This is a genomic window from Actinocorallia libanotica, from assembly GCF_039525175.1.
Classification (GTDB): Bacteria; Actinomycetota; Actinomycetes; order Streptosporangiales; family Streptosporangiaceae; genus Actinocorallia; species Actinocorallia libanotica.
Window position 1 is genome coordinate 316273 of the sequence record NZ_BAAAHH010000003.1, and the last position, 25575, is coordinate 341847.

Annotated in this window: 23 protein-coding genes; 7 read left to right on the forward strand and 16 right to left on the reverse strand. The window is 72.6% G+C overall.

All coding sequences use genetic code 11. The features are described from left to right. The first annotated feature begins 345 nt into the window (after positions 1–345). Positions 346–1497, forward strand: a complete 1152-nt coding sequence (locus ABD140_RS06695) for an RNA-guided endonuclease InsQ/TnpB family protein (RefSeq protein WP_344237861.1) — start codon at positions 346–348, stop codon at positions 1495–1497. A 120-nt stretch (positions 1498–1617) separates the two neighbouring features. On the opposite strand, the gene ABD140_RS06700 is transcribed toward ABD140_RS06695, so the two are convergent. After that, positions 1618–3441 (reverse strand): phosphoenolpyruvate carboxykinase (GTP), encoded by a 1824-nt coding sequence (locus tag ABD140_RS06700; protein WP_344237863.1) that lies wholly within the window; start codon positions 3439–3441, stop codon positions 1618–1620. 458 nt (positions 3442–3899) lie between these two features. On the opposite strand from ABD140_RS06700, the gene ABD140_RS06705 reads away from it, so the two are divergent. Further along, complete coding sequence (locus ABD140_RS06705; protein WP_344237865.1) at positions 3900–4544, forward strand: HAD family hydrolase; 645 nt, start codon at positions 3900–3902, stop codon at positions 4542–4544. Between the two features lie 11 nt (positions 4545–4555). On the opposite strand, the gene ABD140_RS06710 is transcribed toward ABD140_RS06705, so the two are convergent. Then, the gene (locus ABD140_RS06710; RefSeq protein WP_344237867.1) at positions 4556–5698 is read right to left on the reverse strand and encodes a serine/threonine-protein kinase; all 1143 of its coding nucleotides are present in this window, start codon (positions 5696–5698) and stop codon (positions 4556–4558) included. Positions 5699–5789: 91 nt separating this feature from the next. After that, entirely contained in the window at positions 5790–7421 is a 1632-nt protein-coding gene (locus tag ABD140_RS06715) for a serine/threonine protein kinase (RefSeq protein WP_344237869.1), read from the reverse strand. Between the two features lie 185 nt (positions 7422–7606). On the opposite strand from ABD140_RS06715, the gene ABD140_RS06720 reads away from it, so the two are divergent. Further along, positions 7607–8200 carry a malonic semialdehyde reductase gene (locus tag ABD140_RS06720; RefSeq protein ID WP_344237871.1) on the forward strand — a complete coding sequence of 198 codons (594 nt, stop codon included), beginning with the start codon at positions 7607–7609 and terminating at the stop codon, positions 8198–8200. 78 nt (positions 8201–8278) lie between these two features. Next, entirely contained in the window at positions 8279–9157 is an 879-nt protein-coding gene (locus ABD140_RS06725; RefSeq protein WP_344237873.1) for a Gfo/Idh/MocA family protein, read from the forward strand. 2 nt (positions 9158–9159) lie between these two features. On the opposite strand, the gene ABD140_RS06730 is transcribed toward ABD140_RS06725, so the two are convergent. From ABD140_RS06730 to ABD140_RS06755, 6 genes are all read right to left on the reverse strand, one after another. Continuing rightward, positions 9160–9570, reverse strand: a complete 411-nt coding sequence (locus ABD140_RS06730) for a VOC family protein (RefSeq protein ID WP_344237875.1) — start codon at positions 9568–9570, stop codon at positions 9160–9162. A 62-nt stretch (positions 9571–9632) separates the two neighbouring features. Further along, a complete protein-coding gene (locus tag ABD140_RS06735; RefSeq protein ID WP_344237877.1) occupies positions 9633–10022 on the reverse strand; it encodes a helix-turn-helix domain-containing protein in 390 nt (129 codons plus the stop codon). 31 nt (positions 10023–10053) lie between these two features. Then, complete coding sequence (locus ABD140_RS06740) at positions 10054–10722, reverse strand: response regulator (RefSeq protein ID WP_344237879.1); 669 nt, start codon at positions 10720–10722, stop codon at positions 10054–10056. After that, on the reverse strand, positions 10719–11870 hold the full coding sequence (locus ABD140_RS06745; RefSeq protein ID WP_344237881.1) for a sensor histidine kinase: 1152 nt from the start codon (positions 11868–11870) through the stop codon (positions 10719–10721). The genes ABD140_RS06740 and ABD140_RS06745 overlap by 4 nt, the downstream gene beginning before the upstream one ends. 106 nt (positions 11871–11976) lie before the next feature. Then, positions 11977–12552, reverse strand: a complete 576-nt coding sequence (locus ABD140_RS06750; protein ID WP_344237883.1) for a lamin tail domain-containing protein — start codon at positions 12550–12552, stop codon at positions 11977–11979. 112 nt (positions 12553–12664) lie between these two features. Further along, on the reverse strand, positions 12665–13303 hold the full coding sequence (locus ABD140_RS06755) for a LysE family translocator (RefSeq protein ID WP_344237885.1): 639 nt from the start codon (positions 13301–13303) through the stop codon (positions 12665–12667). Between the two features lie 102 nt (positions 13304–13405). On the opposite strand from ABD140_RS06755, the gene ABD140_RS06760 reads away from it, so the two are divergent. Then, on the forward strand, positions 13406–14278 hold the full coding sequence (locus tag ABD140_RS06760) for an alpha/beta fold hydrolase (protein WP_344237887.1): 873 nt from the start codon (positions 13406–13408) through the stop codon (positions 14276–14278). Positions 14279–14444: 166 nt separating this feature from the next. On the opposite strand, the gene ABD140_RS06765 is transcribed toward ABD140_RS06760, so the two are convergent. Further along, entirely contained in the window at positions 14445–15110 is a 666-nt protein-coding gene (locus tag ABD140_RS06765) for a hypothetical protein (RefSeq protein WP_344237889.1), read from the reverse strand. A 168-nt stretch (positions 15111–15278) separates the two neighbouring features. Between ABD140_RS06765 and ABD140_RS06770 the strand changes: the two genes are divergently transcribed. Continuing rightward, a complete protein-coding gene (locus ABD140_RS06770) occupies positions 15279–15737 on the forward strand; it encodes a flavodoxin family protein (protein ID WP_344237891.1) in 459 nt (152 codons plus the stop codon). Further along, on the forward strand, positions 15734–15880 hold the full coding sequence (locus ABD140_RS06775) for a hypothetical protein (RefSeq protein WP_344237893.1): 147 nt from the start codon (positions 15734–15736) through the stop codon (positions 15878–15880). The genes ABD140_RS06770 and ABD140_RS06775 overlap by 4 nt, the downstream gene beginning before the upstream one ends. Here the strand turns inward: ABD140_RS06775 and ABD140_RS06780 are convergent. From ABD140_RS06780 to ABD140_RS06805, 6 genes are all read right to left on the reverse strand, one after another. Further along, positions 15867–16499 (reverse strand): PASTA domain-containing protein, encoded by a 633-nt coding sequence (locus ABD140_RS06780; protein WP_344237895.1) that lies wholly within the window; start codon positions 16497–16499, stop codon positions 15867–15869. The genes ABD140_RS06775 and ABD140_RS06780 overlap by 14 nt on opposite strands. A gap of 88 nt (positions 16500–16587) precedes the next feature. Beyond that, the gene (locus tag ABD140_RS06785) at positions 16588–18282 is read right to left on the reverse strand and encodes a TRAFAC clade GTPase domain-containing protein (protein WP_344237896.1); all 1695 of its coding nucleotides are present in this window, start codon (positions 18280–18282) and stop codon (positions 16588–16590) included. A gap of 3 nt (positions 18283–18285) precedes the next feature. Then, positions 18286–20253 (reverse strand): GAP1-N2 domain-containing protein, encoded by a 1968-nt coding sequence (locus ABD140_RS06790; RefSeq protein ID WP_344237897.1) that lies wholly within the window; start codon positions 20251–20253, stop codon positions 18286–18288. Further along, a complete protein-coding gene (locus ABD140_RS06795; protein ID WP_344237899.1) occupies positions 20253–21404 on the reverse strand; it encodes a TRAFAC clade GTPase domain-containing protein in 1152 nt (383 codons plus the stop codon). Before ABD140_RS06795 ends, ABD140_RS06790 begins: the two co-directional genes overlap by 1 nt. Then, positions 21404–23977 carry a SaeA-related protein gene (locus tag ABD140_RS06800; RefSeq protein WP_344237901.1) on the reverse strand — a complete coding sequence of 858 codons (2574 nt, stop codon included), beginning with the start codon at positions 23975–23977 and terminating at the stop codon, positions 21404–21406. Before ABD140_RS06800 ends, ABD140_RS06795 begins: the two co-directional genes overlap by 1 nt. A gap of 4 nt (positions 23978–23981) precedes the next feature. Next, positions 23982–25565 (reverse strand): Hsp70 family protein, encoded by a 1584-nt coding sequence (locus tag ABD140_RS06805; RefSeq protein ID WP_344237903.1) that lies wholly within the window; start codon positions 25563–25565, stop codon positions 23982–23984. Positions 25566–25575: the final 10 nt, after the last annotated feature.

Below are 25575 nucleotides of genomic sequence, written 5' to 3' on the forward strand. Positions count from 1 at the left end.
CCGGGTCTGCCCGAACAGCAGCTCCGGTAGCTCCTGTTAGTTGGGGCGCTTCTGCTGTTCGATGTACTTCATCGATGATGGTCGGTGGTGCGCCGCCGCAGGACGCGGCGAAGTACGACGGCGACCAGAAGCGATCGCCCCTATAGGTAGCGGCGGACGTGCTGGTGGAACTCTTTGCGCAGGTAGTGCGCTGATACCTCTTGTCGTTGGTGAGGACTCCGCGCCGGTATTGGGTGATGAAGACAAGAGGGACATGCAGGTCGTAGACGACGCTTCGTCCTCTTCTGTGCACGCCGGGGACTGAAACCCGTCTCGGTGTTGTGTTCGAGACGCTACGTTGGGTGTGTGAAGCTGGTGGTGCAGGTGAAGCTGCTCCCGGACGAGGCCGCCGTGGTGGCTTTGCGGGAGACGCTGCACGCCTGCAACCGGGCCGCCGACCATGTCTCCCGACGCGCGTTCGACACCGGCGTCACCAGCAGCCGGGCATTGCAGCGGTTGGTGTACGCAGAGGTGAAGGCGATGGGCCTGTCCGCCCAGCCCGCCCTGCACGCGGTGCGTAAGACCGCCGGTGCCTATGCTGCGTTGAAAGCGAACCTGAAGGGCGGGAACTACGGTCCGGTGGGCTCCAGGCGTCGCCGGGCGGTGGAGTCCAAGCCGGTGCGCTTCCGCAGGGACGCCGCCCAGCCGTTCGACGACCGCTGCCTGTCCTGGCAGTCAGATGCCCGTACCGTCTCGATCTGGACCGTCTGCGGCCGCGTGAAGAACATAGCGTTCGAGTGCTCGCCGGCCCGGTGGAAGATGCTCACCGAGCATCGGCGTGGGGAGTCCGACCTGGTGGTGAGGGGCGGTAACTGGTATCTGTACGCCACCTGCGAGATCCCTGAGCCCGAACTGGGTGACCCGGTCGGCTTCCTGGGCGTGGATCTGGGCATCGTGAACATCGCCACCACCAGCGACGGCGACCGGCACGCAGGCCGACACCTCAACCAGGTCCGCCACCGCAACCGGCGTCTGCGCCGCAAGCTGCAGAAGAAGGGCACCAAGTCCGCCAAACGGTTGCTGCGCGAGCTGTCGGGCCGGGAGGCTCGTTTTGCGGCCGACACCAATCACCGCGTCGCCAAGAAGATCGTGGCCGAGGCTCAACGCACCTGCCGCGGTATCGCCCTGGAGGACCTGGGCGGTATCCGCGACAGGGTACGGCTCCGCAAGCCCCAGCGGGTCACGCTGCATTCCTGGTCGTTCGCGCAACTGGGCGCCTTCGTTTCCTACAAGGCCGCCCTGGGCGGGGTTCCGGTGGTGTTCGTCGATCCCCGACACACCTCGCAGGAGTGCAGCCGCTGCCATCACATCAGCCGGGGCAACCGGCCTGATCAGTCCACTTTTCTTTGCACGTCGTGTGGCTTCGCTGAGCATGCCGATGTGAACGCAGGCTGCACCATCGCCCAGCGCGGTGAGGCGGTCTGGGCAGTGAGTCACGCTGCCGACGACGCGGCCTGAACCACACCCGCCAGGTGTGGTGAAGAGCTGTGAGCTCGGCCTTTCAGGGCCGAGAAGCTGACATGACGAAGGGCCTCCGGCATCGTCGGCGGAGGCCCCGTCCTCAAACGGCCCAGATGATCAGAAGTCGTCGTTGAGACGTGCGATCAGGGCGTTGTACTCGTCCCACAGTTCCTTGGGCAGGTGGTCGCCGAAGGTCTCCAGGTGCGCCGGCATCAGGGACGCCTCGCGCTTCCAGGTCTCCTTGTCGGCCGACAGCAGGACGTCGAGGTCCTTGCCGTCGATCTCCAGGCCCTCCAGGTCGAGGGAGGCGGCGGTCGGAACGTGGCCGATCGCGGTCTTCTTGGCGTCGGCCTTGCCCTCGAGGCGCTCCACGATCCACTTGAGGACGCGGCTGTTGTCGCCGAAGCCCGGCCACAGCCACTTGCCGTCATCGTCCTTGCGGAACCAGTTGACGTAGTAGATGCGCGGCAGCTTCTCCTGGTCCGCCGAAGCGCCCATCTTCAGCCAGTGGGCGAAGTAGTCGCCCATGTTGTAGCCGCAGAAGGGGAGCATCGCGAACGGGTCGTAACGCAGCTCGCCGACGGTGCCCTCGGCGGCGGCGGTCTTCTCGGACGCGACGTTCGCGCCGAGGTAGACGCCCTGCTGCCAGTCGAAGGACTCGGTGACCAGCGGGACGGAGGTCGCGCGGCGGCCGCCGAACAGGATCGCCGAGATCGGCACGCCGTTGGGGTCCTCCCACTCCGGCGCGATGGTCGGGCACTGCCCGGCCGGGGTGGTGAAGCGGGCGTTCGGGTGCGCGGCGGGCGTGCCGGACTCGGGGGTCCAGTCGTTGCCCTTCCAGTCGGTGAGGTGCGCGGGCGGCTCGTCGGTGAGGCCCTCCCACCACACGTCGCCGTCGTCGGTGAGGGCGACGTTGGTGAAGATCGAGTTGCCCCACAGGGTCTTGATCGCGTTGCCGTTGGTGGACTCGCCGGTGCCCGGCGCGACGCCGAAGAAGCCGGCCTCCGGGTTGATGGCGTACAGGCGGCCGTCCTCGCCGAAGCGCATCCAGGCGATGTCGTCGCCGACGGTCTCGACCTTCCAGCCGGGGATGGTCGGCTGGAGCATGGCCAGGTTGGTCTTGCCGCAGGCGCTCGGGAACGCGGCGGTGATGTACTTGGCCTCGCCCGACGGCGGGGTGAGCTTGAGGATGAGCATGTGCTCGGCGAACCAGCCCTCGTCGCGGGCCATCGTCGAGGCGATGCGCAGCGCGTAGCACTTCTTGCCCAGCAGCGCGTTGCCGCCGTAGCCCGAGCCGTAGGACCAGATCTCACGGGTCTCGGGGAAGTGCGAGATGTACTTCTCGGTGTTGCACGGCCACGGCACGTCGGCCTGGCCGGGCTCCAGCGGGGCGCCGACGGTGTGGACGGCCTTGACGAACGAGCCGCGCTCCTCGATCAGGCGCAGGGCCTCGGCGCCCATGCGGGTCATGATCTTCATGGAGACGACCACGTACGCCGAGTCGGTGAGCTCGACGCCCAGCTGGGAGATGTTGCCGCCCAGCGGGCCCATGCAGAACGGCACCACGTACAGGGTGCGGCCCTTCATGGAACCGTCGAAGATCTCGCCGAAGGTGGCCCGCATCTGCGCGGGGGCGATCCAGTTGTTGGTCGGGCCCGCGTCCTCCTCCTTCTCGGAGCAGATGTAGGTGCGGTCCTCCACCCGTGCCACGTCGCGCGGGTCGGAGGCGGCATAGAAGCTGTTCGGGCGCTTCTCAGGGTTGAGACGCTTGAAGGTTCCCTGCTCCACGAGCAGGTCGGTCAGCCGGCCCCACTCCTCCTCGGAGCCGTCACACCAAACGACCTTGTCTGGCTTGGTCAACGCGGCGATCTCGCCGACCCAGTCGATCAGTTCCTGGTTGCTGGTAGGTGCCGGTACGAGACCGGGGACCTGGTCAGACACGCCTACTCCTCACACCTCTTCGGGGATGTACGCATCGTGAACGACAACTAGAGGTTTTGGCCAATTGGCCCAGACCAATGTGTTACTTTGCGGAAACATCACCTCACGCAGAAAAATCTCCAGAGTTCTCGCACCGCATCCGCGACACGGCGGAGGGGGAGAGGTCATCCTGCGTTGTAGCAGGATGAAGAGGGACATACCCATCTTGGGACGCGTCTTCTCATCTGTGGCGTAGATCTCATTGTTCAGACCGGTGTCGGCCGTACCCGTTCCCACCTGCGCGGACCACGGGAGCAGGCCCGCTACTTTGTAATGGCGGCCTTCATAAGTAAAGGGCTTTCCCTTAAAAAGTGGGTGCCGCCGGAAACGAGAAACACGTTCTCTTCCGGTCCTTCACCGTTCCCGTCAAGAGGAAAACCACTGTCCTTCCGGAGACCGGTCCTGAGACCATGCCGCGCATGACTCGCCTGCACGTGTTCGACCTGGACGGCACCCTTCTGCGCGGTACCACGGCGGGCCTGGAGATCGCCCGCGTCCTCGGCGGCCTGGCCGACCTCGAGTCGCTGGAGGCCGACTTCGCCCGGGGGACCCTCGACACGCGGGGCTTCGCCGCGGGCCTCTGCCGCCTGTGGCACGACCTGGAGGAGGCGGTGGTGACCGAGGCGTTCGCCGCCGCGCCGTGGATCGGCGGCATGGAGGAGGTCTTCTCCGACATCGCGGGGCGCGGCGAGCACGCCATAGTCATCACCATGTCGCCGGACTTCTTCGCCCGGGGCCTCCTGGTGCACGGCCTGCGCGAGGTCGTGGCCTCCCGCTTCCCCGCGCTCCCGCTGCGCGAGGTCGCCGACCCGGCCGGCATCCTCACCCCCGCGGACAAGGTCACCGCCGTCGACCGGGTCCTGGCCGGCCTGTCGCTGTCCCGCCGCGACTGCGTCGCCTACGGGGACTCCGGCTCCGACATCCCCCTCTTCCAGGCGCTGCCCCACACCGTCGCCGTCAACGCGACACCGGCCCTGCGCGCCCTCACCGCCGAGCACTACGACGGCGACGACCTCCGCGTCCCCTACGCGAGAGCGCAAAGGCTGCTGGACGGCCGCGGCTAGCCGACGGGGGCTCAGCGGCGGCGGTGGCGGCCGCCGGGGAGGCGCAGGAGCTGCTCCTGGGCCAGGGGGGCGTGCAGGGGGTGCCCGGTGGCGACGGCGTGCTCCAGCCAGCTCGCGGCGGCGCTGATGTTGCCGGCCGCGGCCTCCAGGGCGCCCAGCTCGATCATGGCCCTGGGCGCCTCCTCGGAGTGGCCGGAGGTGATGACCTGCTCGTAGCGGTGGCGCAGGGCGGCGAGGCGTTCCAGCTCCGCGGCGGGGACCGGGGCGGTGCGCGGCGGCGGGGTGCGGGGGCGGCGCGCCAGGACCAGTTCGGCGACCTTCTCGGGCAGCCGCCGCTGGGTCAGCCGTCCGGCGGAGGCCAGCACGGTGTGCAGCTCGCGGAGGGTGGGGCGGTGCGCGGCGTCCTTGGCCAGGCAGGCCTCGATCACCTCCCGCAGCGCCGGATCGGCCAGCGGGGACAGGGCGGGCCGCTCGTTCAGGACGCGGTGCAGCACCGCGGCGGAGGTGTCGGCGCCGAACGGGCTGCCGCCCGCGGCGTGCACCAGCAGGGCGCCCAGCGCGAAGACGTCGCCGGCGGGATGCGGATCGCTCCCGCCCCGCAGCAGCTCCGGCGGCAGGAACGGCAGGGTGCCCATGGGGACGCCGAAGGCGCTCCGGCTTCCCGCGTCGAAGAGCCCGGCGAGCCCGAAGTCGACGAGCTGGGGGCCGTCCTCGGTGAGGATGACGTTCTTCGGGGTGAGGTCGCGGTGGGCCAGTCCGCTGTCGTGCAGGACCACCAGGCCCTGGGCCAGGCTGACGCCCAGGCTGCGCACCGTCTCCTCCGGCCAGGGCCCGTGCCGGCCGAGCGCCTCGGCCAGGGACGGGCCGTGCAGGTAGTCCGAGGCGATCCAGAGCGGGTCGCCGTCGATGCGCGCGTCCGCCAGAGGCGCGAGCTGGGGACCGGCGACCCTGCGGAGCACCGCGGCCTCCCTGGCGAGTTTCTGCCGGAAGAAGGGGTCGGTGGCGAACACCCGGTGGACCACCCGCAGGGCCACCTCGCGCCCCTCGTCCGAGCGCCCCCGGAACAGGGCTCCCATTCTCCCGTCGCCCAGCCGCCCGTACAGCTCGTACGGACCCACCTGCCGCGGATCGTCCGCGTACAGCCGCTCTCTCACCTGCGTCCCGTTCTCCACACCCGTATCAGCAAAGATCCACTATGGGAGTGTGCCGTACAGCACGGACACAATCTCCACCGGGCGTGCCGGCTCACTCCTCGCCGAAGGTGATCTCGACCGATCCCAGCGCCCGCCGCCAGAAGCCGTTCCGCTTCCGCTTCCCCGCCAGGGCGCGCAGGCACTCCAGCGCCTCGGGCGCGTACCGCGGGTGTCGGCTCCCGGCCGCCGCCTCGAGCCATGCGACGGCGTCCTTGAGTTCTTCGTGCAGGGCCAGCATGATCCCCAGCGCGAGCATGGACTGGGGAGCGAGCTCGGGGTGGCGGGTGGCGATGGCCTCCAGATACCAGTGGCGGGCGGCGTCGACGTCCTCGAGCTTCTCCTCGAGGCCGCCCAGGGCGGCCATCGCCCGGGGGGCGTCCTCGGGGTGGCCGGTGGCGATGGCCTGCTGGTACCAGTGGCGGGCGGCGGAGAGGTCGCCCTGCTCGGCCTCGAGGTCGCCCAGGATGCGCGCCGCCTCGGCGAAGTGCTCGGGGTCCCGGGCGTCGACCACCTGCCGGAGCCGGTGGCGGGCGGCGTCGGGCACGCCCTCCTCGTACTCCAGCAGGGCCAGGTCCCAGAGCGTCTCGCGGGCCTCGTCGGGGCCGCTGAGGGAGAGGGACCTGGTGTACCAGTGGCGGGCGGCGTCGATGTTCCCCGCCAGCTTCTCCACCAGGCCCAGCGCGTTCATGGCGACGGGGGCGACGACCTCGTCACCGCCGGACAGGGCGTGCTGGAACAGGGCGCGGGCGCCGTCCAGGTCTTGGGACCGGAGCCGGGCGAGCCCGTCCTGGAGGAGCTTCGGCCGGGCCTGGCGGGCCTCGGGCTGCTGCGCGTCGACCATCTCGGCCGCCTTCTCGGGCAGCCGCTGCCGGGTCAGGGGGCCGGCGGAGGCCAGGGCTTCGTGGAGGTCGCGCAAGGAGGGGCGGCGGGAGGGGTCCTTGGCCAGGCAGGCCGCGACCGCCTCCCGCAGGGACGGGGCGACCGGGGACAGGTCGGGCGCCTCGTTCAGGACGCGGTGCGCCACGGCCGAGGGAGGGCCGCCGCCGAACGGGCCGCTGCCGCTCGCGGCGTAGGCCAGGAGGACGCCCAGGACGAACACGTCGCCGGCCGGGCCGGGCTCGTGCGGGGGCCGGAACAGCTCGGGAGGCAGGAACGGGGGAGTGCCCATGGGCGCGCCGATGGCGGTGCGGCTGACGGCGCCGAAGATCCCCATGATCCCGAAGTCGACGAGGCGGGGACCGTCCTCGGCGAGGATGACGTTCCGCGGGGTGAGGTCGAGATGCGTCATGCCGTGCGCGTGGAGGGCGGCCAGGGCCCGGGTGAGGCTCACGCCCAGGCTCCGCACCGCCTCCGCATCCCACGGTCCGTGCCGGTGGACGGCCTCGGCCAGCGAAGGGCCCGGAAAATAGGTGGAGGCGAGCCAGAGGGGGCCGTCGAACGAGGCGTCCACCAGCGGCGCGAGAGCCGGGTCGGCGATGCGGTGGAGCGCGGAGGCCGCCTGGGCGAGCCGCTGCCGGAAGGCGGGATCGGCGGCGAACTGCGGGCGCACCGTCCGCAGCGCCACCTGCCGTCCGTCCTCGGCGCGCCCGTTGAACAGGACGCCCATCCGTCCCTCTCCCAGGCGCCCGTACAGCCGGTACGGTCCGGCGCTCTGCGGATCGCCCGCGCGCAGCTGCTCTCTCACCTGGTCCCCGTTCCTCCGCCCCGGCGAATGATCACATCAAGGGCCGCGGGCCGGGTTTGTTGCACATGTCACAAAGCGGGGCGCGGGTGAGCCGGGTCACTTCCTGACTGGGAAGATGTTGAAGTTTGTACATGTTGCGGGAGGGGACGCCGTGCCCGCTCCCCGTCAGAAAGTGATCTCCCGATATGTCTCTCGTGCTCGACAAGGCCGCGCAGGATCTGCTCTTCCGCGAGGCGCGCACCGCCAACGCCTTCACCGACGAGCCGGTCACGGACGAGCAGGTCCGGGCGATCTACGACCTCGTCAAGTACGCGCCGACCGCGATGAACGCCCAGCCGCTGCGCGTGCTGCTCGTCCGCAGTCCCGAGGCGCGCGAGCGGCTGGTGGGCCACATGTCCGAGGGCAACAGGGCCAAGACGGCGGCCGCGCCGCTCGTCGCGGTCCTCGCCTACGACGTCGACTTCCACGAGGAGCTGCCGAAGACCTTCCCGCACGCGCCGGGGGCCAAGGACGGCTTCGACGGCAACGAGGCGGTCCGCCAGAAGGTCGGCTCGTTCAACGCCTCGCTCCAGGTCGGCTACTTCATCCTGGGCGTCCGCGCCGCGGGCCTGGCCGCCGGGCCCATGGCCGGCTTCGACGCGGCGGGCATCGACGGGGAGTTCTTCGGCGACGGCGCGCACCGGACGCTCGCCGTGGTGAACATCGGCAGGCCGGGCCCCGACGCCTGGTTCGCCCGCAGCCCGCGGCTGGAGTTCGAGGAGGTCGTCACCACGGTCTGACGGCACGGCCGCGTGCCGAGAGCCCCGTCAAAACGCCACAAGCGTGACGGGGCTCTCGTCTATGAAAAACTGTGCGACATGCGTGAACCTGTTTCTATCGGACTTGTCGGCGCCGGCCCGTGGGCGGGCATGGTGCACGCCCCCGCCATCGCGGCCGGGGCGCACACCAGGCTGGCGGGCGTCTGGGCCCGCCGGCCCGAGGCGTCCGCCGAACTGGCCGCGGCGCACGGCTCGCGCTCCTACGACGGCCTTGAGGAGCTCTTCGACAACTGCGAGGCCGTGGCCTTCGCCGTCCCCCCGAACGTCCAGGCGGAACTGGCGATCCAGGCGGCCAAGGCGGGCAAGGCGCTGCTGCTGGAGAAGCCCCTGGCGATGGACCTGGACGGCGCCCGCGCCCTGGTGGAAGCGGTGGGCGAGGCGGGCGTCGTCTCCCAGATGGTCTTCACGCTGCGCTACTCCAGCGCCGCCCGGGACTTCCTCGCCCGAGTGGCGGACCTGGAGCCCTTCGGCGGCTACGGCCAGTTCGTCTCCTCCGTCTTCGACGGCGGCCCCTTCGCCACCCCGTGGCGGCTGGAACGCGGCGCGATCCTCGACCTGGGCCCGCACATCGTCGACCTCCTGGACGCCGCCCTCGGCCGCGTCGTCTCCGTCCGCGCCCACGGCGACCCGCTGCGCTGGGTCGGCATGCTCCTGGAGCACGAGTCGGGCGCCGTCAGCGAGGCCTCGGTCTCCATGGCGGGCCGCGGCGAACTCCCGCCCGCCCGGATCGAGGTCTTCGGCCGCCAGGGCGTGGAACTCCTGGACTGGAGCAAGCTCGGCGGCGACGCCTTCGACCGGATGATCACCGAGTTCGCCCATGCCGTCCGCACCGGCGAACCCCACCCCCTGGACGCCGCCCACGGCCTCCACATCCAGCAGGTCCTGGCGCAGGCCGAGGCGCAGCTGCTCGGCCCCTGACCTCAGTCCTTCGGCTGGGAGAAGCGGATGCTGTTGCCGAAGGGGTCGCGCAGGCCGCAGTCGATCCCGTAGGGGCGCTCGGTGGGCTCCTCGGTGAACTCCACGCCCCGCGCCAGCAGCGTCTCGTACGTCTTGCGGCAGTCGTCGGTGCTGAAGAAGAGGTGGCCGCCCATCGCGCCCTTGGTCACCAGTTCGCGGACCTGCCGCGCGGTCTCCTCGGACATCGCCGGCGGGCCCGGCTTCTCCAGCAGGATCTGGCGGCCGGGTTCGCCGGGGACGCTGACGGTCAGCCAGCGCATGAAGCCCAGGTCGACGTCGGTGTTGACCTCGAGCCCGAGCTTGCCGACGTAGAAGTCGAGGGCCTCGTCCTGGTCGAGAACGTAGATCTGCGAGTGCGTGATGGCGTTGAACATGCCTCTTACGCTACTGAGAGACCGCGCCGAAGACTTCTCCGAAACTGCTCTTCTGCGGATGCTCAGGACCGCGGCCGCGTCCACGCCATCGTGAAGCACGTCGGCACGTCCACGGCCGACGCCTCCTTCCGGTAGGCCCGCGGCGACCGCCCGACGATCTCGCGGAACGTGCGGCTGAACGTCCCCAGGCTCCCGAAGCCGACCTCGAAGCAGATGTCCGTCACGCTGCGATCGGTCTCCCGCAGCAGGAACATCGCCCGCTCCACCCGCCGACGCTGCAGATAGCGGTGCGGCGTCTCCCCGAACGTCGCCCGGAACGTCCGCGTGAAGTGCGCCTGCGACACATGAGCGATCCGCGCCAGCGCCGGAACGTCCAACGGCCGCGCATAGGCGCGATCCATCGCGTCCCGCGCCCGGAGCATCCGCCGGTTGCTCTCCTCCACACCCCGCATGACCCCATCCCACCACGCCCGGCGCCCGGATTCAGGGCGGGGCGACCAGCCGTGTCTCGTAGGCGAGGGCGACGGCCTGCGCCCGGTCCCGGAGGTCCAGCTTCTGGAGGATCCGCCCGAAGTGCGTTTTGACAGTGGCCTCGGCGAGGAACAACGCGGCGGCGATCTCGGCGTTGGACCTGCCGCGGGCCACCTGGACGAGCACCTCCCGCTCACGGGGCGTGAGCGGGCTCAGCCGCTCGGCGGGATCCCCTCCGGACGGGGTGCCGTCGGGGATCCGGGAGACGAAGCCGTCCAGCAGCCGCCGGGTGATGCGCGGCGAGAGCACCGCCTCCCCGGCGGCGACCGCGCGGATCGCGGCGAGGAGCTCCTCCGGCCGCGCGTTCTTCAACAGGAAGCCGGACGCCCCCGCCTTGAGCGCCGCGAAGGCGTACTCGTCCAGATCGAAGGTGGTCAGCACCAGGACTTTCGCCGAGGACACCTCCCGGACGATCCGCCGCGTCGCCTCGATCCCGTCGGTCCCGGGCATCCGCACGTCCATCAGCACCACGTCCGGCCGCAGGCGCCGCGCCGCCCGCAGCGCCTCCGCCCCGTCCCGCGCCTCCCCGACCACCTCCAGGTCGGGCTGCGTCTCCAGGACCGTGGAGAACGCCAGCCGCAGCAGCGTCTCGTCGTCGGCCAGCAGCACCCGGACCGTCACGCGGCGGCCCCCTCGGCGGCCAGGTCCAGGCGGGCGTGGACGCGCCAGCCGCCGCCGGGGCGGGGCCCGGCGGCGAAGGACCCGCCGTAGGCGGTGGTGCGTTCGCGCATCCCGGCCAGGCCCTGGCCGGGTGAGGAGGGGCCGGATGGGGCGGGGCCGTCGTCGGTCACGTCGACGTCGACGGCGTCGGGGGAGCAGCGCACCGCGACCTCGGCGCGGGTACCGGAAGGTGAGTGCTTCAGCGTGTTGGTGAGGGCCTCTTGGACCAGGCGGTAGACGGTCAGTTGCGCGGTGGCGGGCACGGGAGCGGGGTCTCCGAGCACCTCCAGGCGGGTGGCGAGGCCGGTGGCGCGCATCTGCGCGGCGAGCGGCTCCAGCTGGGCGATGCCGGGCGGCGGGTGCCGTTCGGCGTCCGGCTCACCGGCCCGCAGGACGCCCAGGGAGCGCCGCATGTCGGTGAGGGCCTGCCGGCCGGTCTCGGAGATCTGGTGCATCACGGCCGTCGCCTTGGCGGGCGAGTGCTCCTGGGCGTAGACCGCGGCGTCGGTGAGCGCGACCATGACGGAGAGGTTGTGCGTGACGATGTCGTGCATCTCCCGCGCGATGCGGGTGCGCTCCTCGGCGGCGGCCAGGCGTGCGCGCTGGTCGCGTTCGTGTTCCAGGCGGACCGCGCGATCCTCCAGGGCGGAGAGATAGGTGCGTTTGTCGCGGATGTTGCTTCCGAGGACGGCGGTCACGGCGGCCATCGCCGTCAACGCGGCCACGGAGGCCAGGAAGCGCCCGTCCGGTGACCAGCGCCAGGAGGCCAGCACGATCCCCGCCGTCAGGACCACCGCCGCCGCGACCGTCCACCGGCGCTCCGACCAGGCCGCCACCGTGTAGAGCGCGACGAGCAGGGCGGCGTCGGCGGGCAGCTGCAGGCCGAGCAGCCACTGCACCAGCGCGGCCCCGCAGATCAGCGCGAAGACGGTCCGGGGCGCCCGCCGCCGCCCTACCAGGGGAAGCACCAGCGCCGCCTGGAGGAGCAGCCCCGCGCGCCCCTCCAGGCGGCCCGCGCCGAAGGTCGCCGCGAACAGCAGCGCGGCGAGCAGCCCGTCCTGGACCAGCGGGTCCAGGCTCCGTACGCGTTCCACCAGTCCCGGTCTCACGCGTGCCGACGTTACGGCCCGACCCCTGCGGCCCGCATGCGCCCCTCGTGTGAGTTCGCAGCGGCCTGCCTGCTCCTCAAGGAGGAGAAGCTCCTCGCTGCGGGTGCTACTCGCAGACGACGCCGTCGCCGTCGCGGTCGGTGTACCAGTGGTACTCGGGGTCCTGGCCCTGGTAGTAGGGGCCGTACCCGTTGGCCTTCGCCTCGGTGCAGGTGCGGAAGCGCGGGTCGGTCGAGGGGGAGGGCTCCGACGGCGCGGCGGTCTTCTTCCAGGAACGCGCGAGGATCTTGGTGCCCTGGGCGTCGCGGAGGGTGGCGGTGTCCTTGTCGTTGTTCCAGACGTACCAGCCGCGGTTCATGTACAGGTGCGCGGCGCTGTTGCGGCCCTTGCCGGTGTGGACGGTGACGCTCTTGCCGGGCTTGAGAGTGAAGGCCGGGAACCGGTAGCGGTGGTTCTGGGCGTCGTGCAGGGTCCAGCCCTTCAGGCGCACGGCCTTGCGGCCGGTGTTCTTGAGAACGAGGTACTCCTTGTTGAGCTGGGAGTTGGCGCGGGTGTCGGCCCCGGGGGCGTCGTACTGGATCTTCGTGAACTTCAAGGCGGGCCTGGCCGCCGCCAGGGCGCTGGTTCCGGTGCCGCCGAGGACCGCCGCGATCGTGACGACAGAGATCACAACAGAGCGCATGTTACTCCTATTCACACGATTTATGCGCTCGTCAATCTAGGGCAACCCAGGCACGCGCGGGGCAAATTTCACGAAATAGGTAATGCGGCGCTGGTCGCCGCGTCCCCGAAGCTCAGTCCTTGCGCCCGGTGACGGCGACGGTGACCCCGAGGCCGATCATCGTGAGCCCGCCGGCCCCGCCGACGAGGGAGAGCCGCCGCGGCGAACGGGCGAACCAGTTCCGCGCGGTCGCCGCGGCGAGCCCCCACACGCTGTCCGAGACGACCGCGATGACGCTGAAGACCAGCCCGAGCAGCAGCATCTGCACCGCCACATGCCCCTGGGCGCGGTCCACGAACTGGGGCAGCACCGCGGCGAAGAACACGAGCGTCTTGGGATTGCTCACCCCGACCACGAAGCCCTCCCCGAAGGTGCGCAGCCCCCCGCGCTCCACCGAACCCCCCGCGAAGGAGGCCCGCAGCGCCCCGCGCTCCCGCCACGCCTTCACCCCCAGATACACCAGGTAGGCGGCCCCCGCGAGCTTCAGCACCGTGAAGACGAGCACCGACCGCTCCACGACCGGCCCCACCCCGAACGCCACCGCCACGATGAGCACATACCCCCCGAGCGTGTTCCCCAGCACCGTGGTCAGCGCCGCCAGCCGCCCCTGCGCCAGCGCCCTCCCCACCACGAAGAGCACACTGGGCCCCGGCACCAAAATCAACAGAAACGACATGGCCGCGAAGGCCAGCAGACGATCAACAGAAATCATGCGCTCATGCAAACACGACGAAGAACCGCACTTCCACCATTAACCCCCGCCCCGACCGAAAATCAGATGCGCGACGCCCGGTCCACGACCACGATGTCGGGCATGACCGCGTACACCGCAGCCCCCGCCCGCCTCGGCGAGACCCGTCTGCCCGACGGACGGCTGCTCGGCTGGGCCGAGTGGGGACCCCGGAACGGAACCCCCGTCCTGCTGTGCCCCGGCGCGGCCACAAGCCGATGGCTCGGCTTCGGCCCGAAGGCCGTCGAGGCGCTCGGCGTACGCCTCATCTCGGTGGACCGTCCGGGTCTGGGCGCCTCGACCCCGTCCCCCGGCCGGACCCTCTCCGGCTTCGCCGCCGACATCCACCACTTCTGCACACGGCGGGAACTGGGCCGCCCAGCCCTGGTGGGAAACTCGCAGGGCGCGCCGTTCGCCCTCGCCTGCGCCGCGAAGGGCGTCGCCTCGTCCCTGGCCGTCGTCTCCGGCGCCGACGAGGTGGCCGCCCCGGAGTTCGCCCCCGCCCTCCCCGCGGAACTGCGATCCCTCGTCGAACGAACCGCGCACGACCCGGCCGGCGCCGAAGAGTCCTTCGCGAAGTTCACCCCCGAGGCGATGTGGGACATGGTCATGGCCGGAAGCCCCGCATGCGACCTGGCCGTGTACCGGCACCCCGACTTCGCGGCCGCCTACCGCAGGGCCCTCGCCGAGGGCTTCGCCCAAGGCCCCGCCGGCTACGCCCGCGACACGGTCCTGGCCATGTCCCGCTGGCGCCTCCCCCTGAACGAGATCACCATCCCGGTCCACCTCTGGTACGGCGCCCAGGACACCACCCACTCACCCGACAACGGCACCCTGCTGGCCACCCGCATCCCCGGCGCCCGCCACCACGTCGTCCCGAACGCCGGCGGCTCCCTCCTATGGACCCACCCCCGGCCGATCCTCACCGCCCTCCTCACCCCCGCCGCCCCCCGCTAGGGCGTCGGGAGCGCCGGGTCAGCGTAGCCCTCCGGTAAGGGTCCGATCGCGCGGGTGAGGAGGCAGGACGAGCGAAAGCGTTCGCTGCTTCTCGATGAGATCAAGCACGCGAAGTCACGGCGAATGAGCGGCGTTGGCGTCCTGGCCGTGGGCGGTCCATCTTCGTTCAACGCGCGGTGATCGGGTTGCTGCGCATGTCCATGACCTTGCGCTCCCCCAGAGGGAAGGAGAGCCGCACGGCGACGATCTGGATTTTGCGGGGTGCGCGCTTCGATCCAGGCACGGCTGACACGTAGACCCGGTCAGAGCATTCGATGACCTCGACGTGGTCGATCGCCCTTTTCCGATGATCGATGAATGCGATCTTGATGATCGATCGCGTTCTCCTCAGCTCTTTCGTGCCGAGAGCGGCCGGCCGTGAATCACTCCCCGCGGGATCGGGGATGCCACATCCGGCGGGCAGCCTGTCCACCGGTATCGGTTCGCCGTCGGTGTTCACCAGCGCCCGGTCCCCCAAGGGCGTGGTCAGTTCGACCACCCGGCGTTCCATGTCGAGGGCGTTCAGGTGGGCGCTGGCGTTCCAGAAAGGAGTGAAGGGCTTGTGGATCTGGATGGACAGGGTGACCCTGTCCTTCTTCTCGTCCACCTCGACCGGCTTCAGTGTTCCGCTCATCGCTAGAGGGATCATCAGGACCAGTCGGCCGTCATTCCCCGAGGAGAGGACCTCCATCGGGGCGACCTCGACATCGGACCCGGCCGAGACGCGCAGCACGGAGACGGTTGCCGAGAGCAGGACGACGGCGATCCCTGAAAAGACCCATTTGCGCCGCATCACACCGACCCCGCTACCTCATCATCGGGCCGTCAGATGGACGACAGGCCGCGCGCCACTGTATAGCGGGCGCGTGGCCGCTGCGGCTGCCGGGATGTGCGGCATCGAGCGTTCGCCCTCGGGCTCCGGGTCGAAGAAGCAGGACCTGGAGGTGAGAGACTGGATGTTGTGAGCAGGCTGTTGATCGTCCACCACACGCCCTCGCCTGCGATGCAGGAACTTCTCGAAGCGGCTCGCTCGGGTGCGTCCACCGATGAGGTGACGGGTGTGGAAGCGGTGACGCGCCCCGCCCTGTCGGCGACCGTGACGGACGTGTTGGAGGCGGATGCCGTCCTGCTGGGGACGCCGGTGAACATCGGGTACATGAGCGGGGCGTTGAAGCATTTCTTCGACACCGTGTACTACCCGTGTCTGGAGGCCAAGCCGCGGCTTCCGTATGGCTTGTATGTGCATGGGGGGAATGATGTGACCGGGGCGGTTCGGGCTGTGGAGTCGATCGCGGCGGGGATGTCGTGGCGGGCCGTTCGGCCGCCGGTCGCCGTGGTGGGGGCGGTTTCCAAGGGGGATCTGGAGGCGTGCTGGGAGCTGGGGGCGCTGCTGGCGGCCGAGATCGGGGAGGTGGCGTGAGGGTCGGGGAGCCGCTCAGCGAGGTGCAGATGGCGGTGATCGACGCGGCGCTGGTGGAGGAGCTGGTCGAGCTGCTGGAGCTGCCGGACGAGATGATGGAGCGGTACCGGGCGCAGGTGGCGGAGAGGGTCAGCCGAGGGTGACGGTGAGGGTGGTGCCGCTCGCCACTTCGGTGCCGGGGGCGGGGCGCTGGGTGAGGACGCGGCCGGCGGCCGCGGGGAGCTCCAGGTTGAGGCCCAGCTGGCGGGCGACCTGCTGGGCGCGGCGGCCTTCGACGCCCAGGAGGTAGGGGACCGTGACCTCGGCGTGGGAGCGCTCGTCGCCGGTGCCGCCGGAGACGTAGAGGGTGACGGTGGTGCCTTCGGGGGCCGGGGAGCCGGCCTCGGGGGTGGTGCGGACGACCTCGCCGGGGGACAGGGACGAGGGGACGCGGACGACCGAGCCGATGGCCAGGCGGCGGTCGGCCAGGGCGGCCGTCGCCTCGGGGAGGCTCCGGCCGGTCAGGGACGGCACGGTGCCCGCGGTGTCGGGGCGGCCGCCGGGTCCGGAGGAGGGGACGCCGCCGACCAGGAGGGTCAGGCCGAGGATCAGGGCCACGCCCGCGCTCATCAGGCCGCCGAGCAGCACCATGGAGCGCAGGGACATCGGCGCCGCCGGCTCCTCGGCGGGTTCCGCGGGCTCGGGGAGCGCCTCGGGGGCGGTCGCGGGCGGGGGCACGGCGGATTCCGGGACGGGGGAGTCCGGCTGGTTCTCGGCGGGCATCGCGGTCCTCCCCGGACGGTCGACGTGAGCGGGTGCCTGCACCTTTGCTCAGTGTGACGCTCCGGCACGCGCCGTGGTTCGGGAATCGTCAGATCGGCAGGTAGTGCAGACCGCTCAGGACGCCGGTGAGGGTCAGCAGCGACAGGCCGGCCAGGATCGCCCAGCGGCCGGCCTGGTGGCCGAGGGGGACCAGGCCGGCGCCGCGGCCCTTGGGGCGCCACGGGTCGCGCAGCGGGAGCACCGGCGGGACCGCGGCCAGGTCGGGGGGCGGCGTCGCGGGCGCGCCGTCGCGGGACGCCAGCGGCAGGCCGGCCACCCAGCCGACGAGGGAGGCCAGGTGGGCGGGCGGGGTGTTCAGGCCGGACGGGAAGACGCGCACCTCCTCGGCGAGCTGGTCCAGGGTGCGCAGGGTGTTGCCCAGGCCCAGGGAGTCCAGCCAGGCGCGCGGGTCGGCGTACAGGTCGCGGCCGATCGAGGTGCGCGCCAGCAGGTCGGCCTTGGTGACCACGACGGCCACGCGCCGCTGCCTGCCCCGGTCGGGGCGCGAGCGCAGGTCGTTCAGCACCCGCTGCAGGGTGTCGGAGGGGTCCTCGTCGGACGTCGCGACGGGCAGGGAGCGCTCCCCGTCGGTCAGCGTCCGGCGGACCTCCGGCAGCGCGAACGGGTCGAGCACGAAGACCAGCGCCTCGCTGTGGTCGAGGTAGCGCAGCGACTCGACCTGCGCGGCGCCGGTGAACAGCTCGCCGGCGGGGTCGAACAGGTACAGGATGCGGGGGCGCTTCCCGGGCGGCTCCACGTCCAGCATGGTCGCCAGCGGCAGTTCCGGGCCGGTCTTGGCGAGCTGCCGGCCGCTCGCGAACTCCGCGACGGCGCTGGCGTACGCGTGCTGGTGGCGCTGCTCGACGAACGCCAGGGCGCCCCCGGCCTCCCGGGTGCGGGCGTGCAGCGCCCGGATCGCCAGGAACATGAAGGTCGTCTTGCCCGCGGCGGGCCCGCCGATGAACGGCACCGGCTCCACGCGCACCCGGCCGATGCGGTCGGGGAGCCGTCCGGAGCAGTGCGGGCAGTAGGCGGTGAGCCGGTAGCGGCCCAGCGGCACCGTCGTGGGCAGGCGCGTCCCGCACTCGCACACGTGCCGGAACGCCCCGGCCGTCGACGGGACGAGCCGGTGGTGCCTGCGCTTGCACCGGGGGCAGGCGTAGACGGGCAGCCCGATGCGCCGGTAGCAGCTGGGGTGGGGGCAGGTCTGCAGGATGCGCCCGGAGGCCATGAACAGCCGTTCGACGCCCGCCATCAGCGCCACGCACACCAGCCAGCCGGTGAGCCCGACCAGCGCGACCACCCCGTACAGCAGCGCGAGCACGACGCCGATCAGTGCCACCGGCACCGCGGCCAGCACGATCCCGGCGCACAGCGCCGCCCAGAGGGGGAAGAGGAAGGCGCCCCACCAGCCCGCCGTCATGAAGGAGGTGAGCCGGCGCACCGCCCGCTCCGCCCCCCGGTAGACGCGGGGGGCGACGTTCCCGGCGAGCACCCGCCAGTCCTGCCAGACCTGGCCGATGAGGTAGTGCCGGTACACCCCGTCCGCCGGGCGCACCGGGGACGGGCCCTCGGTGCCAGCGGGCAGCAGCGTCCGGCAGGCGGCGGCGTAGTAGTAGGCGAACGCGGCGAGCGTCACGCAGGCGAGGGTGAGCGCGAACAGCGGGAGGAAGAGGTAGACGAATCCCGCGAACATGATGAGCGCCCAGGCGACGACGCCCAGTATCCAGAGGATCTGCTGCATGACCTACTCCCGGAGCTCTCGGAGGGCCGCGCGGAGTTTCTGATCGTCCCGGAAGTAGGTCTCCAACTGCAACAGGGTGAACCGTTTTCGCAACTGTTCGCGAACCCATCCGTCAAGGGGCGTGCCGGGGGCGCGCAGCGCCACGCCGACGAGCTCGAACCGTTCGGAGCGCTGGCGCGCCGTCTCCATCCAGCGGTGGAGGAGGAGGTCGCGGGGCCGCTCGGCCGAGGCGGAGACGAGGGCGGCGCGGAAGGCGGGGGAGCGGCCGGTGAGCGCGTCGGCCACCGCCTGGACCGCGGGTCCGGAGAGCGCTCCGCCGATCCGCTCCAGCGTGCGCGCCGCGGCCTGCGGGTCGTGTTCGCCGGGGACGTCGCGGGCGGCGAGCAGCCCTTCGGCCGCGCTGTTGTGCGGGAGCGCCTCGGCCAGGCGGAGCGTCGGCTCGCCCAGGACGCCGTGCCGGGCGGCCAGGGAGCGCAGCAGGTGCAGCGCCACCTCCGGCGCCCGCCGCAGGGGGCACTCCCCGGCGAGGCCGGCGAGCCGGTCGCAGACCAGGCCGGTCAGGACCTCGCGGCGCAGCAGCGCGCCGCCGCGTTCGAGCCCGTCCACGACGCCCGCCAGCAGGGCGCGCCTCGCCGTGCCGGCGACGGTCTCGACGGCCGTGACGACGTCCTGGGGCGCCACCGCCGCCCGGTCGCCGCGCGGGTTGACGAGGAGGAACGCGCAGCGCCGCGTCGTCTCCGGGACGGCCGGCACGCCCAGCCGCTCGGCCACGACCGTCAGCTCCGCCAGCGCCGGCAGGCTCGGCGCCCCGGCCAGCTGCCGTCCCAGCCCCGACACGAGCTCCGCGGGATCGTCCAGGGCGAAGTCGCCGGTCCTGGACCGCAGCGCGGGCGTCGCCAGCACGAGGCGGGCGCACCGCTCCCCGGCGGCACGCGCGAGCACGTCCTCGGGGCAGTGCCGGTTGACGGCCGCCGCGAGGTCGAAGCCCAGATCGTCCATGGGCAGCCGCGTCCACACCCACGCGGGCAGCGCCGGATGCCGGACGAGGGGGAGGGCGAGCGCCTGCGCCTCCTCGTCCGCGGCCTCCCCGAGGCACAGCGCCGTCAGCACCGCCGCGCCCTCGAAGGCGTCCTCGCCGAGTTCGGCCAGCTCCGCCAGGCCGTCCAGTCCCTCCAGGTCCAGCGCCCGCCAGGCGTCGGTGACGGCGGCGGCGTACCGGCTCGGCCCGTGCTCGGGCGCCGGCGCGTCGAGCCGGTGCGCGGTCTGGTCGGTGCGCAGCGACGCCCAGACGTCCGGGGTGGTGCCGGCGACGCGGTGCGGGCAGGCGACGGGGTCGGCGGTGTAGGTGGTGAACGACAGCAGCGCCGCCCGCGGGACGGGCAGCGAGTACGACAGGACCGCGATCCAGCGGGCCGTCTCCTCGGTGTCGGGGGAGACCAGGACGAGGCGCTCGGAGGTGGTGCAGACGGCGTCGACGAGCGCGGCCAGCCGGGAGTAGGGGTCGTGGTCGAGCGCGGCGAGCCAGCGGCCGAGCGCCTCGGGGTCGAAGGCGTCGCCGGGCGGCGGGTACTCCAGGAGGGGAAGGTCCGCGCCGGGCAGGTCGGCGCCCGGGGAGTCGGCCCAGAACGGCGCCCGCCAGAACTCGATCGGCCGCAGCCCCTCCAGTTCGGCCGGGTCGGCGACCACGGCGTGCGCGAGGAAGTTGCCGAACCGTCCTGAATAGTCGCGCCCCAGGTAGCGGGAGCGCACCAGGAGCCGCCGCTCTCCGATGACGTCGTAGCCGAACGCGACGGGGAAGCGCGCCAGCTCGGCGGCGCCGGGCGAGGCCGGGGCGTCGGGCGGCGGCAGGTAGCCCAGGTACGGGGAGACCGCGGCCTCGGCGCCGGGCGGCAGCCCCGGGGAGACGGCGGTGAACTGGAAGCCCGAGTGCTCCGCCGAGCGCGCCGAGGTGTAGTGCAGCTGCCAGGCCATCAGCCGTCCAGCATCCCGAACCGGTGCAGCAGCCACAGCAGCGGGTCCTCGACCCGGTGCGGGCGCACCCCGCCGGGCGCGACCTGGTCGTCCCGGGGCTCACCGCCCAGCGCCGACACCCCGAACAGCTGGTACTCGGCGTAGTTCTGGTCCAGGTAGCGGTCCAGGTCGCCCGCGCCCCAGCCGTGCAGCAGCGCCCTGACCTCGGCGTCGACCGCGGCCCTGTCGTCGGCGTCCAGGACGCCCGCGCGGTGGCGGGCGCGGCGCAGCGCCGACTGGCGGGGCGGCTCCAGTGCGTCGATCTTGGTGAGGACCATCGCGGCGGGCACCTTCAGCCGGTCCTTGGGCGCCAGGCCGTAGCGCTGGCGCAGCGGCTCGGTCACCCGCGCCAGCACGTCCAGCGGCTCGCTGTCGGCGCCGCCGCCCGCCAGCTCCAGCGGGTCGGCCAGGAAGAGGATCGCGTCGGCGGCCTCCAGGTACCGCAGGTGGAGGTCGCGCACCTCGCGGCTGCGCAGGTCCTCGCCCGCGGTGTCGAACAGCACCAGCGTCAGCGCCTCGGTGCGGCTGGTGAACCGGCCGCGGACCCGCCGCGACAGGGAGAACACCAGCGGCTCGCGCGGCGCCGTCACCGCGCTCGGCGTCGTGGGCAGCAGCCGCTGCCGGTCGAACAGGGGACGGGCGAAGTCGCGCTTGTAGCGTTCGATGGTGCGGTCGTCGCAGGCCACCAGCGAGGTGCCGAGCTCGGTGCCGACCCGGTTGCGCAGCTCGTGCAGCAGCACCGCGACGTAGGTGCTCTTCCCGGCGTTCTTCGCGCCGACCAGCGCGACGATCCGGCCGGGCGTGTCGCAGTAGGCGGGGGCGAGCTCGTGGTGGCACCCGGGGCAGACCCGGCGGCCGCTCTCGCGCCCGCAGTCCGGGCAGGCGGCCCGCGCGCCGCGCCCGGAGAACACCGGCGGCAGCACCGCGCCCGCCTGGGTGCCCAGGTAGGCGGCGAGCTCGGCGTCCAGGCGCGGGTCGCAGCCGTTGCCGCGCCCGGCCCGGCCCAGGCACCGGTAGGCGATCTGGGCGCGGCCGAACACCGCGAAGCAGTACGGGCAGGTGACGGTGTCGCGCCCGCGGGCCCGCGCTCGGTGGATTCTCTCGGTTCTCATCACGCGCCTTGCTGGAGTCGGCGGACGGGCGGGTCGGCGAGCTCGACGTCCGTCCCGGCGAAGCACCGCAACCAGAACGGCCCGGGACGCTTGGGCAGGGGCACCCGCAGGACGGCCTCGTCCGGCAGGTCCACATCCTCCCAGACCTCCAGCGGCTCGCCGTCGGAGGGATCGCGCGGCATGACGCGGCCGTCGCGGACGACCAGCTCCAGCCGCGCCAGCCGGACCGGCCTGTCGCAGGTGAGGGTGAGCGCCAGCGTCCGCTTCCACAGGGGGCCGGTGACGGCCAGGTCGTAGCGGACGACGGGCACCGCCGCGACGTCGGCGGTGACGGCGGGGCCGGTGAGCACCGTGCCGCCCTGCTCGGAGGTCCCGGCGACGCCGACGCGAACCGGCTCGCCCTCGGGGACGGGCAGGCGTACGCCGCCGCCCGCGGTGTAGGCGGCGCGCGAGACGCCGATGCGCCTGGCCGGGCCTCCGGCGATCTCGTACGTGACGGCGACGGCGGCGGCGTCGCCGGGCCAGCCGAAACCGACCTCGACCTCCTCGCCCCGGCGCACCGCCGTCAGCCCGGTCGGCGCGGGCAGGTCCACGTGGCGGCGGAACGCCCCGACCGCCGCGCTCGTCCCCGCGACCGTCACCACCACGAGCACCCCGCTGGCACCCGGCCGCACCACCAGGCCCCGCGCGTGCGGCGTGGACTCCACGCGCCGCGCGGGAAGCTCGTCCACCGGCACCAGGGCGCCCGCCGGCCACGGCGGCTCGCGGACCAGCAGCAGCGCCTCCACCAGGCCGTGCGCGGGGATGGGGAAGCGCAGCAGCAGCCTGTCCTGCGCGTACGGCTCGACGGCGAACTCGGTGACGGCGTCGGGGAGCGCGTGCGGGGTGGCCGTGACGAGCACGCCGGGCGTCTCGATCTCCTCGACGCCGTCGATGTAGACGGCGTAGACCCGGTACCGGTGCGTCACGCCGTTGCGGACGCCGCGGTCGGTGAAGCCCTCCCGTCCGGCCGGGACGGGCTCGCCGTCGCGCAGCACGTCCACGCGGGCGGCCTCCGGCGGGCACTCCCACCGGCCGGTGACCATCCCGTCCCCCGAGGCGAGCTCCACCCGTGAGGGTTCGGGGCGCAGCACGACCGGCCCCGCGCACACCGGCTCGGACGTCGCCTCGCCGCGGCGCGCGTACACCGCGTAGAAGAGCGGCACGTTCACCGGCGGCTCGCCGTCCACGGCCGGGACGGGCTCGCCGTCGGCGGAGTCGCGCGGCGGACGGCCGGGCCTGCGGACGATCTCGTGCAGGACGCGGCCCGCCCTGGACGGCGACGGCCGCCACGACAGGCGCACCGACGCGCCGTCCACTTCGGCCGCCACGTCCGTGGGCGGCAGCGGAGGCAGCCGCCGCTGGTGCTCGCGCAGCCCCGGGAGGTCGGCGGCCAGCAGCAGCTCGTCCTCCAGCCGGTCCCACGCGCCGTCGGAGTCGCCCGCGTCGGTCAGCTCCTGCGCCTCGTCCAGCAGCCGAGACGCCGTCGCCACCCGCTGCCGCGCCTCGGCGGCCTCCGGCGGGAGCTCGTGCTCGCCCAGGCCGTCGGCGAGCAGCGCGGCGGCGTGCGCGTTGCCCGCCTCCAGCAGCTCGCGCATCCGCCCCGCCGGGCCCGCCGGGGCGCCGCCCTCCCGGCTGACCGCGAACACCAGCCGCCGCGCCTCGTTCGGCTCGACGCCCAGGCCGCGCACCGCGAAGTCCATCAGCGCCTGGTCGGAGGCGCGCTGCTCGCGCCGCTCCCGCAGCCGGGCGATGAAGTCGTAGCCCAGCAGATCGTGCAGAAGGTCCTCGCGCAGCGCGGTGCGCAGCGCGATGAGCACCGTCTCGGCGTGGGTGGCGCTGGTGTCGCGCGGCCGCCGCGCCCACTCGCCCGACACCCGCTCCAGCGCGCGCTCCGCGCCCGCCCTGTCGATCGGCATGCCGCCCGCCGACACCCCGCCGAACAGCCGGACGTTGCCGATCCTGTCGCTGCCCAGCAGGAACGCCAGCATGGTGCGGGCGCCCAGCACCTCCAGCGACTCGCGGGCCTTGCCGTAACCGGGGTAGGGCGGGGCGGCCGGCAGCGCGTCGGGGTCGTGCACCTCCAGGCCGTCGATCCGCAGCAGCTGCGCCAGCTCCGCCGCCGACACGCCGCCCGCCTTGCCGATGGCCGAGCACTCGGCGGGGGAGAGCACCCGCAGCGGCCCGGCGGCGTCCAGCAGCCGGTTGCGCACCTCGGCCCTGCGCTGGGCGTTGCGCTCGTCGCCGCCGCGCAGCCGCTGCCGCAGCGGCCCGAGGTCGCCCTGCTCGGCGGCGGAGAAGACCGGGCCGAGCGCGCGGTGCTCGGCCTCCAGCCGGTCGATGAGCTTGCGGTACTTCAGCTGGCCGCGCGAACGCCGCCAGCACTGGCGCACCTGCTTGACCCGCGCGGTGACCGCCTCGGGCGTGAGCGGCTCGGTCAGGACGTACCGGGCGCGCAGGTCCTCGGGCGGCTGGTCGCCGGCCGCCCGAGCGGGCTCCAGCACCCGCTGCTTGTAGTCGTCGTCGAACGACACGCCCTCAGCTCACCTGAACGCGCGAGAGCGCCGCCCTCGAGGCCTCGACGTCGTCCTCGGTCATGCCGCCGACCTCCACCTCCAGGTCCAGGCGCTCGCCCGTCTCCTTCTCCTCGGCCGTGACGTGCAGCAGGCCCGAGGCGTCCAGGGAGAACGTGACGGAGATCGGCCAGCCCGCCTTCTTGCCCGGCGGGACGCGCACCGAGCCGGTGGCGATCTCGTTGTTGTCGGCCGGCTCGGGCGACTCGATCGCGCCGGCCTGCTCCATCACCCGCACGTCGGCGGTGGTCTGGTCGTCGTGCACGGTGAAGAAGTCCGAGGAGCGCCCGGCGGGCAGCTCGTCGTTGGCGTGCACCAGGTGGATGACCTCCTCGGCCTGGGTGTCGCGGTTGAGCACCACGATCCCGAAGCCGCGCGAGGCCACCGTCTTGATGCGCCGCGCCGCGATCTGCCGCTGCTGCTCGGCCGACAGGCCCGCGCGGCTGGCCATCTCCTCGGCCTCCTCGCGCGCGCCCTCCGACAGCAGGCGGCGGAAGGTCTCCTCGAAGGCGTACAGGGCGGCGCCCTTGGCGACGGCGAGGTCGGGGTCCTGCAGCCGGGGGGAGAGGCCGAGCTCGGCCTCCAGCCGCGCCGAGACCGCGGGCATCTTGGTGGAGCCGCCGACCAGCACCAGGTCGCCGTAGTCGGTGACGCCCTTGGCGCGGGCGACGTCCAGGGTGCGGCCGGTGATCTCGATGGTGCGGTCGAGCAGGTCCTTGGTGATCTCCTCGAAGACCTCGCGGGTGATCTCCAGGGTCGCCACGCGGCCGTCGTGCATCACCCGGACGGTGTGCTGGCTGCGCGCGGTCAGCGCCTTCTTGGCCTCCTCGGCGTCGCGGCGCAGCTGCTGCTCGGTGAGCTTGTCGTCCAGCGGGTCGCCCGCGTCGGGGTGCTCGGCGCGGAACTGCTCGGCCAGGTGCTCCACCAGGCGCGCGTCCCAGTCGGCGCCGCCCAGCTCGTGGTCGCCGTCGGTGCACACCACCTCGATGTGGCCGCCGCGCAGCGCGATGACCGTGGTGTCGAACGTGCCGCCGCCCAGGTCGTAGACGAGGATCGTGCGGTCGCCCTCGGGGTTGAGCACGCCGTAGGTGACGGCCGCGGCGATCGGCTCGGAGATGACGTCGATGACGTTCAGGCCCGCGATGCGCCCGGCCTTGCGGGTGGCGTCGCGCTCGGCCGCGCCGAAGTAGGCCGGGACGGTGACGACGACGTCGCGGGCGACCTCGCCGGTGACCGTCTGGGCGTCGGTGGCGAGCTTCAGCAGGATGAAGGCCGACAGCTCCTCGGGGTTGTAGTTGAAGCCGTGGATCTCGCGGGGGACGTCGCGGCCCATGTCCCGCTTGATGAGGCTGACCACGTTGTCGGGGTCGAGCACCGCGGTGTCCTTGGCGGTGGCGCCCACGACGACGTTGTCGCCGGACTCGAAGTAGACCACCGAGGGCGTGGTGTCGGTGCCCTCGAGGTTGCGCAGCACGGTCGGCCGCCCGACGTCGTCGATGCTCGCGATGCAGGAGTAGGTCGTGCCCAGGTCGATCCCGTATACCGCCATGCCCTCGGTT

Excerpts from the sequence above, each read along its gene's own strand:
- ABD140_RS06705 (WP_344237865.1), top strand. The coding sequence starts at position 3,900 with ATGACTCGCCTGCACGTGTTCGACCTGGACGGCACCCTTCTGCGCGGT.
- ABD140_RS06720 (WP_344237871.1), top strand. The coding sequence starts at position 7,607 with ATGTCTCTCGTGCTCGACAAGGCCGCGCAGGATCTGCTCTTCCGCGAG.
- ABD140_RS06725 (WP_344237873.1), top strand. The coding sequence starts at position 8,279 with ATGCGTGAACCTGTTTCTATCGGACTTGTCGGCGCCGGCCCGTGGGCG.
- ABD140_RS06730 (WP_344237875.1), bottom strand. The coding sequence starts at position 9,570 with ATGTTCAACGCCATCACGCACTCGCAGATCTACGTTCTCGACCAGGAC.
- ABD140_RS06735 (WP_344237877.1), bottom strand. The coding sequence starts at position 10,022 with ATGCGGGGTGTGGAGGAGAGCAACCGGCGGATGCTCCGGGCGCGGGAC.
- ABD140_RS06750 (WP_344237883.1), bottom strand. The coding sequence starts at position 12,552 with ATGCGCTCTGTTGTGATCTCTGTCGTCACGATCGCGGCGGTCCTCGGC.
- ABD140_RS06755 (WP_344237885.1), bottom strand. The coding sequence starts at position 13,303 with ATGATTTCTGTTGATCGTCTGCTGGCCTTCGCGGCCATGTCGTTTCTG.
- ABD140_RS06760 (WP_344237887.1), top strand. The coding sequence starts at position 13,406 with ATGACCGCGTACACCGCAGCCCCCGCCCGCCTCGGCGAGACCCGTCTG.
- ABD140_RS06765 (WP_344237889.1), bottom strand. The coding sequence starts at position 15,110 with ATGCGGCGCAAATGGGTCTTTTCAGGGATCGCCGTCGTCCTGCTCTCG.
- ABD140_RS06780 (WP_344237895.1), bottom strand. The coding sequence starts at position 16,499 with ATGCCCGCCGAGAACCAGCCGGACTCCCCCGTCCCGGAATCCGCCGTG.
- ABD140_RS06785 (WP_344237896.1), bottom strand. The coding sequence starts at position 18,282 with ATGCAGCAGATCCTCTGGATACTGGGCGTCGTCGCCTGGGCGCTCATC.
- ABD140_RS06790 (WP_344237897.1), bottom strand. The coding sequence starts at position 20,253 with ATGGCCTGGCAGCTGCACTACACCTCGGCGCGCTCGGCGGAGCACTCG.
- ABD140_RS06795 (WP_344237899.1), bottom strand. The coding sequence starts at position 21,404 with ATGAGAACCGAGAGAATCCACCGAGCGCGGGCCCGCGGGCGCGACACC.
- ABD140_RS06805 (WP_344237903.1), bottom strand. The coding sequence starts at position 25,565 with ATGGCGGTATACGGGATCGACCTGGGCACGACCTACTCCTGCATCGCG.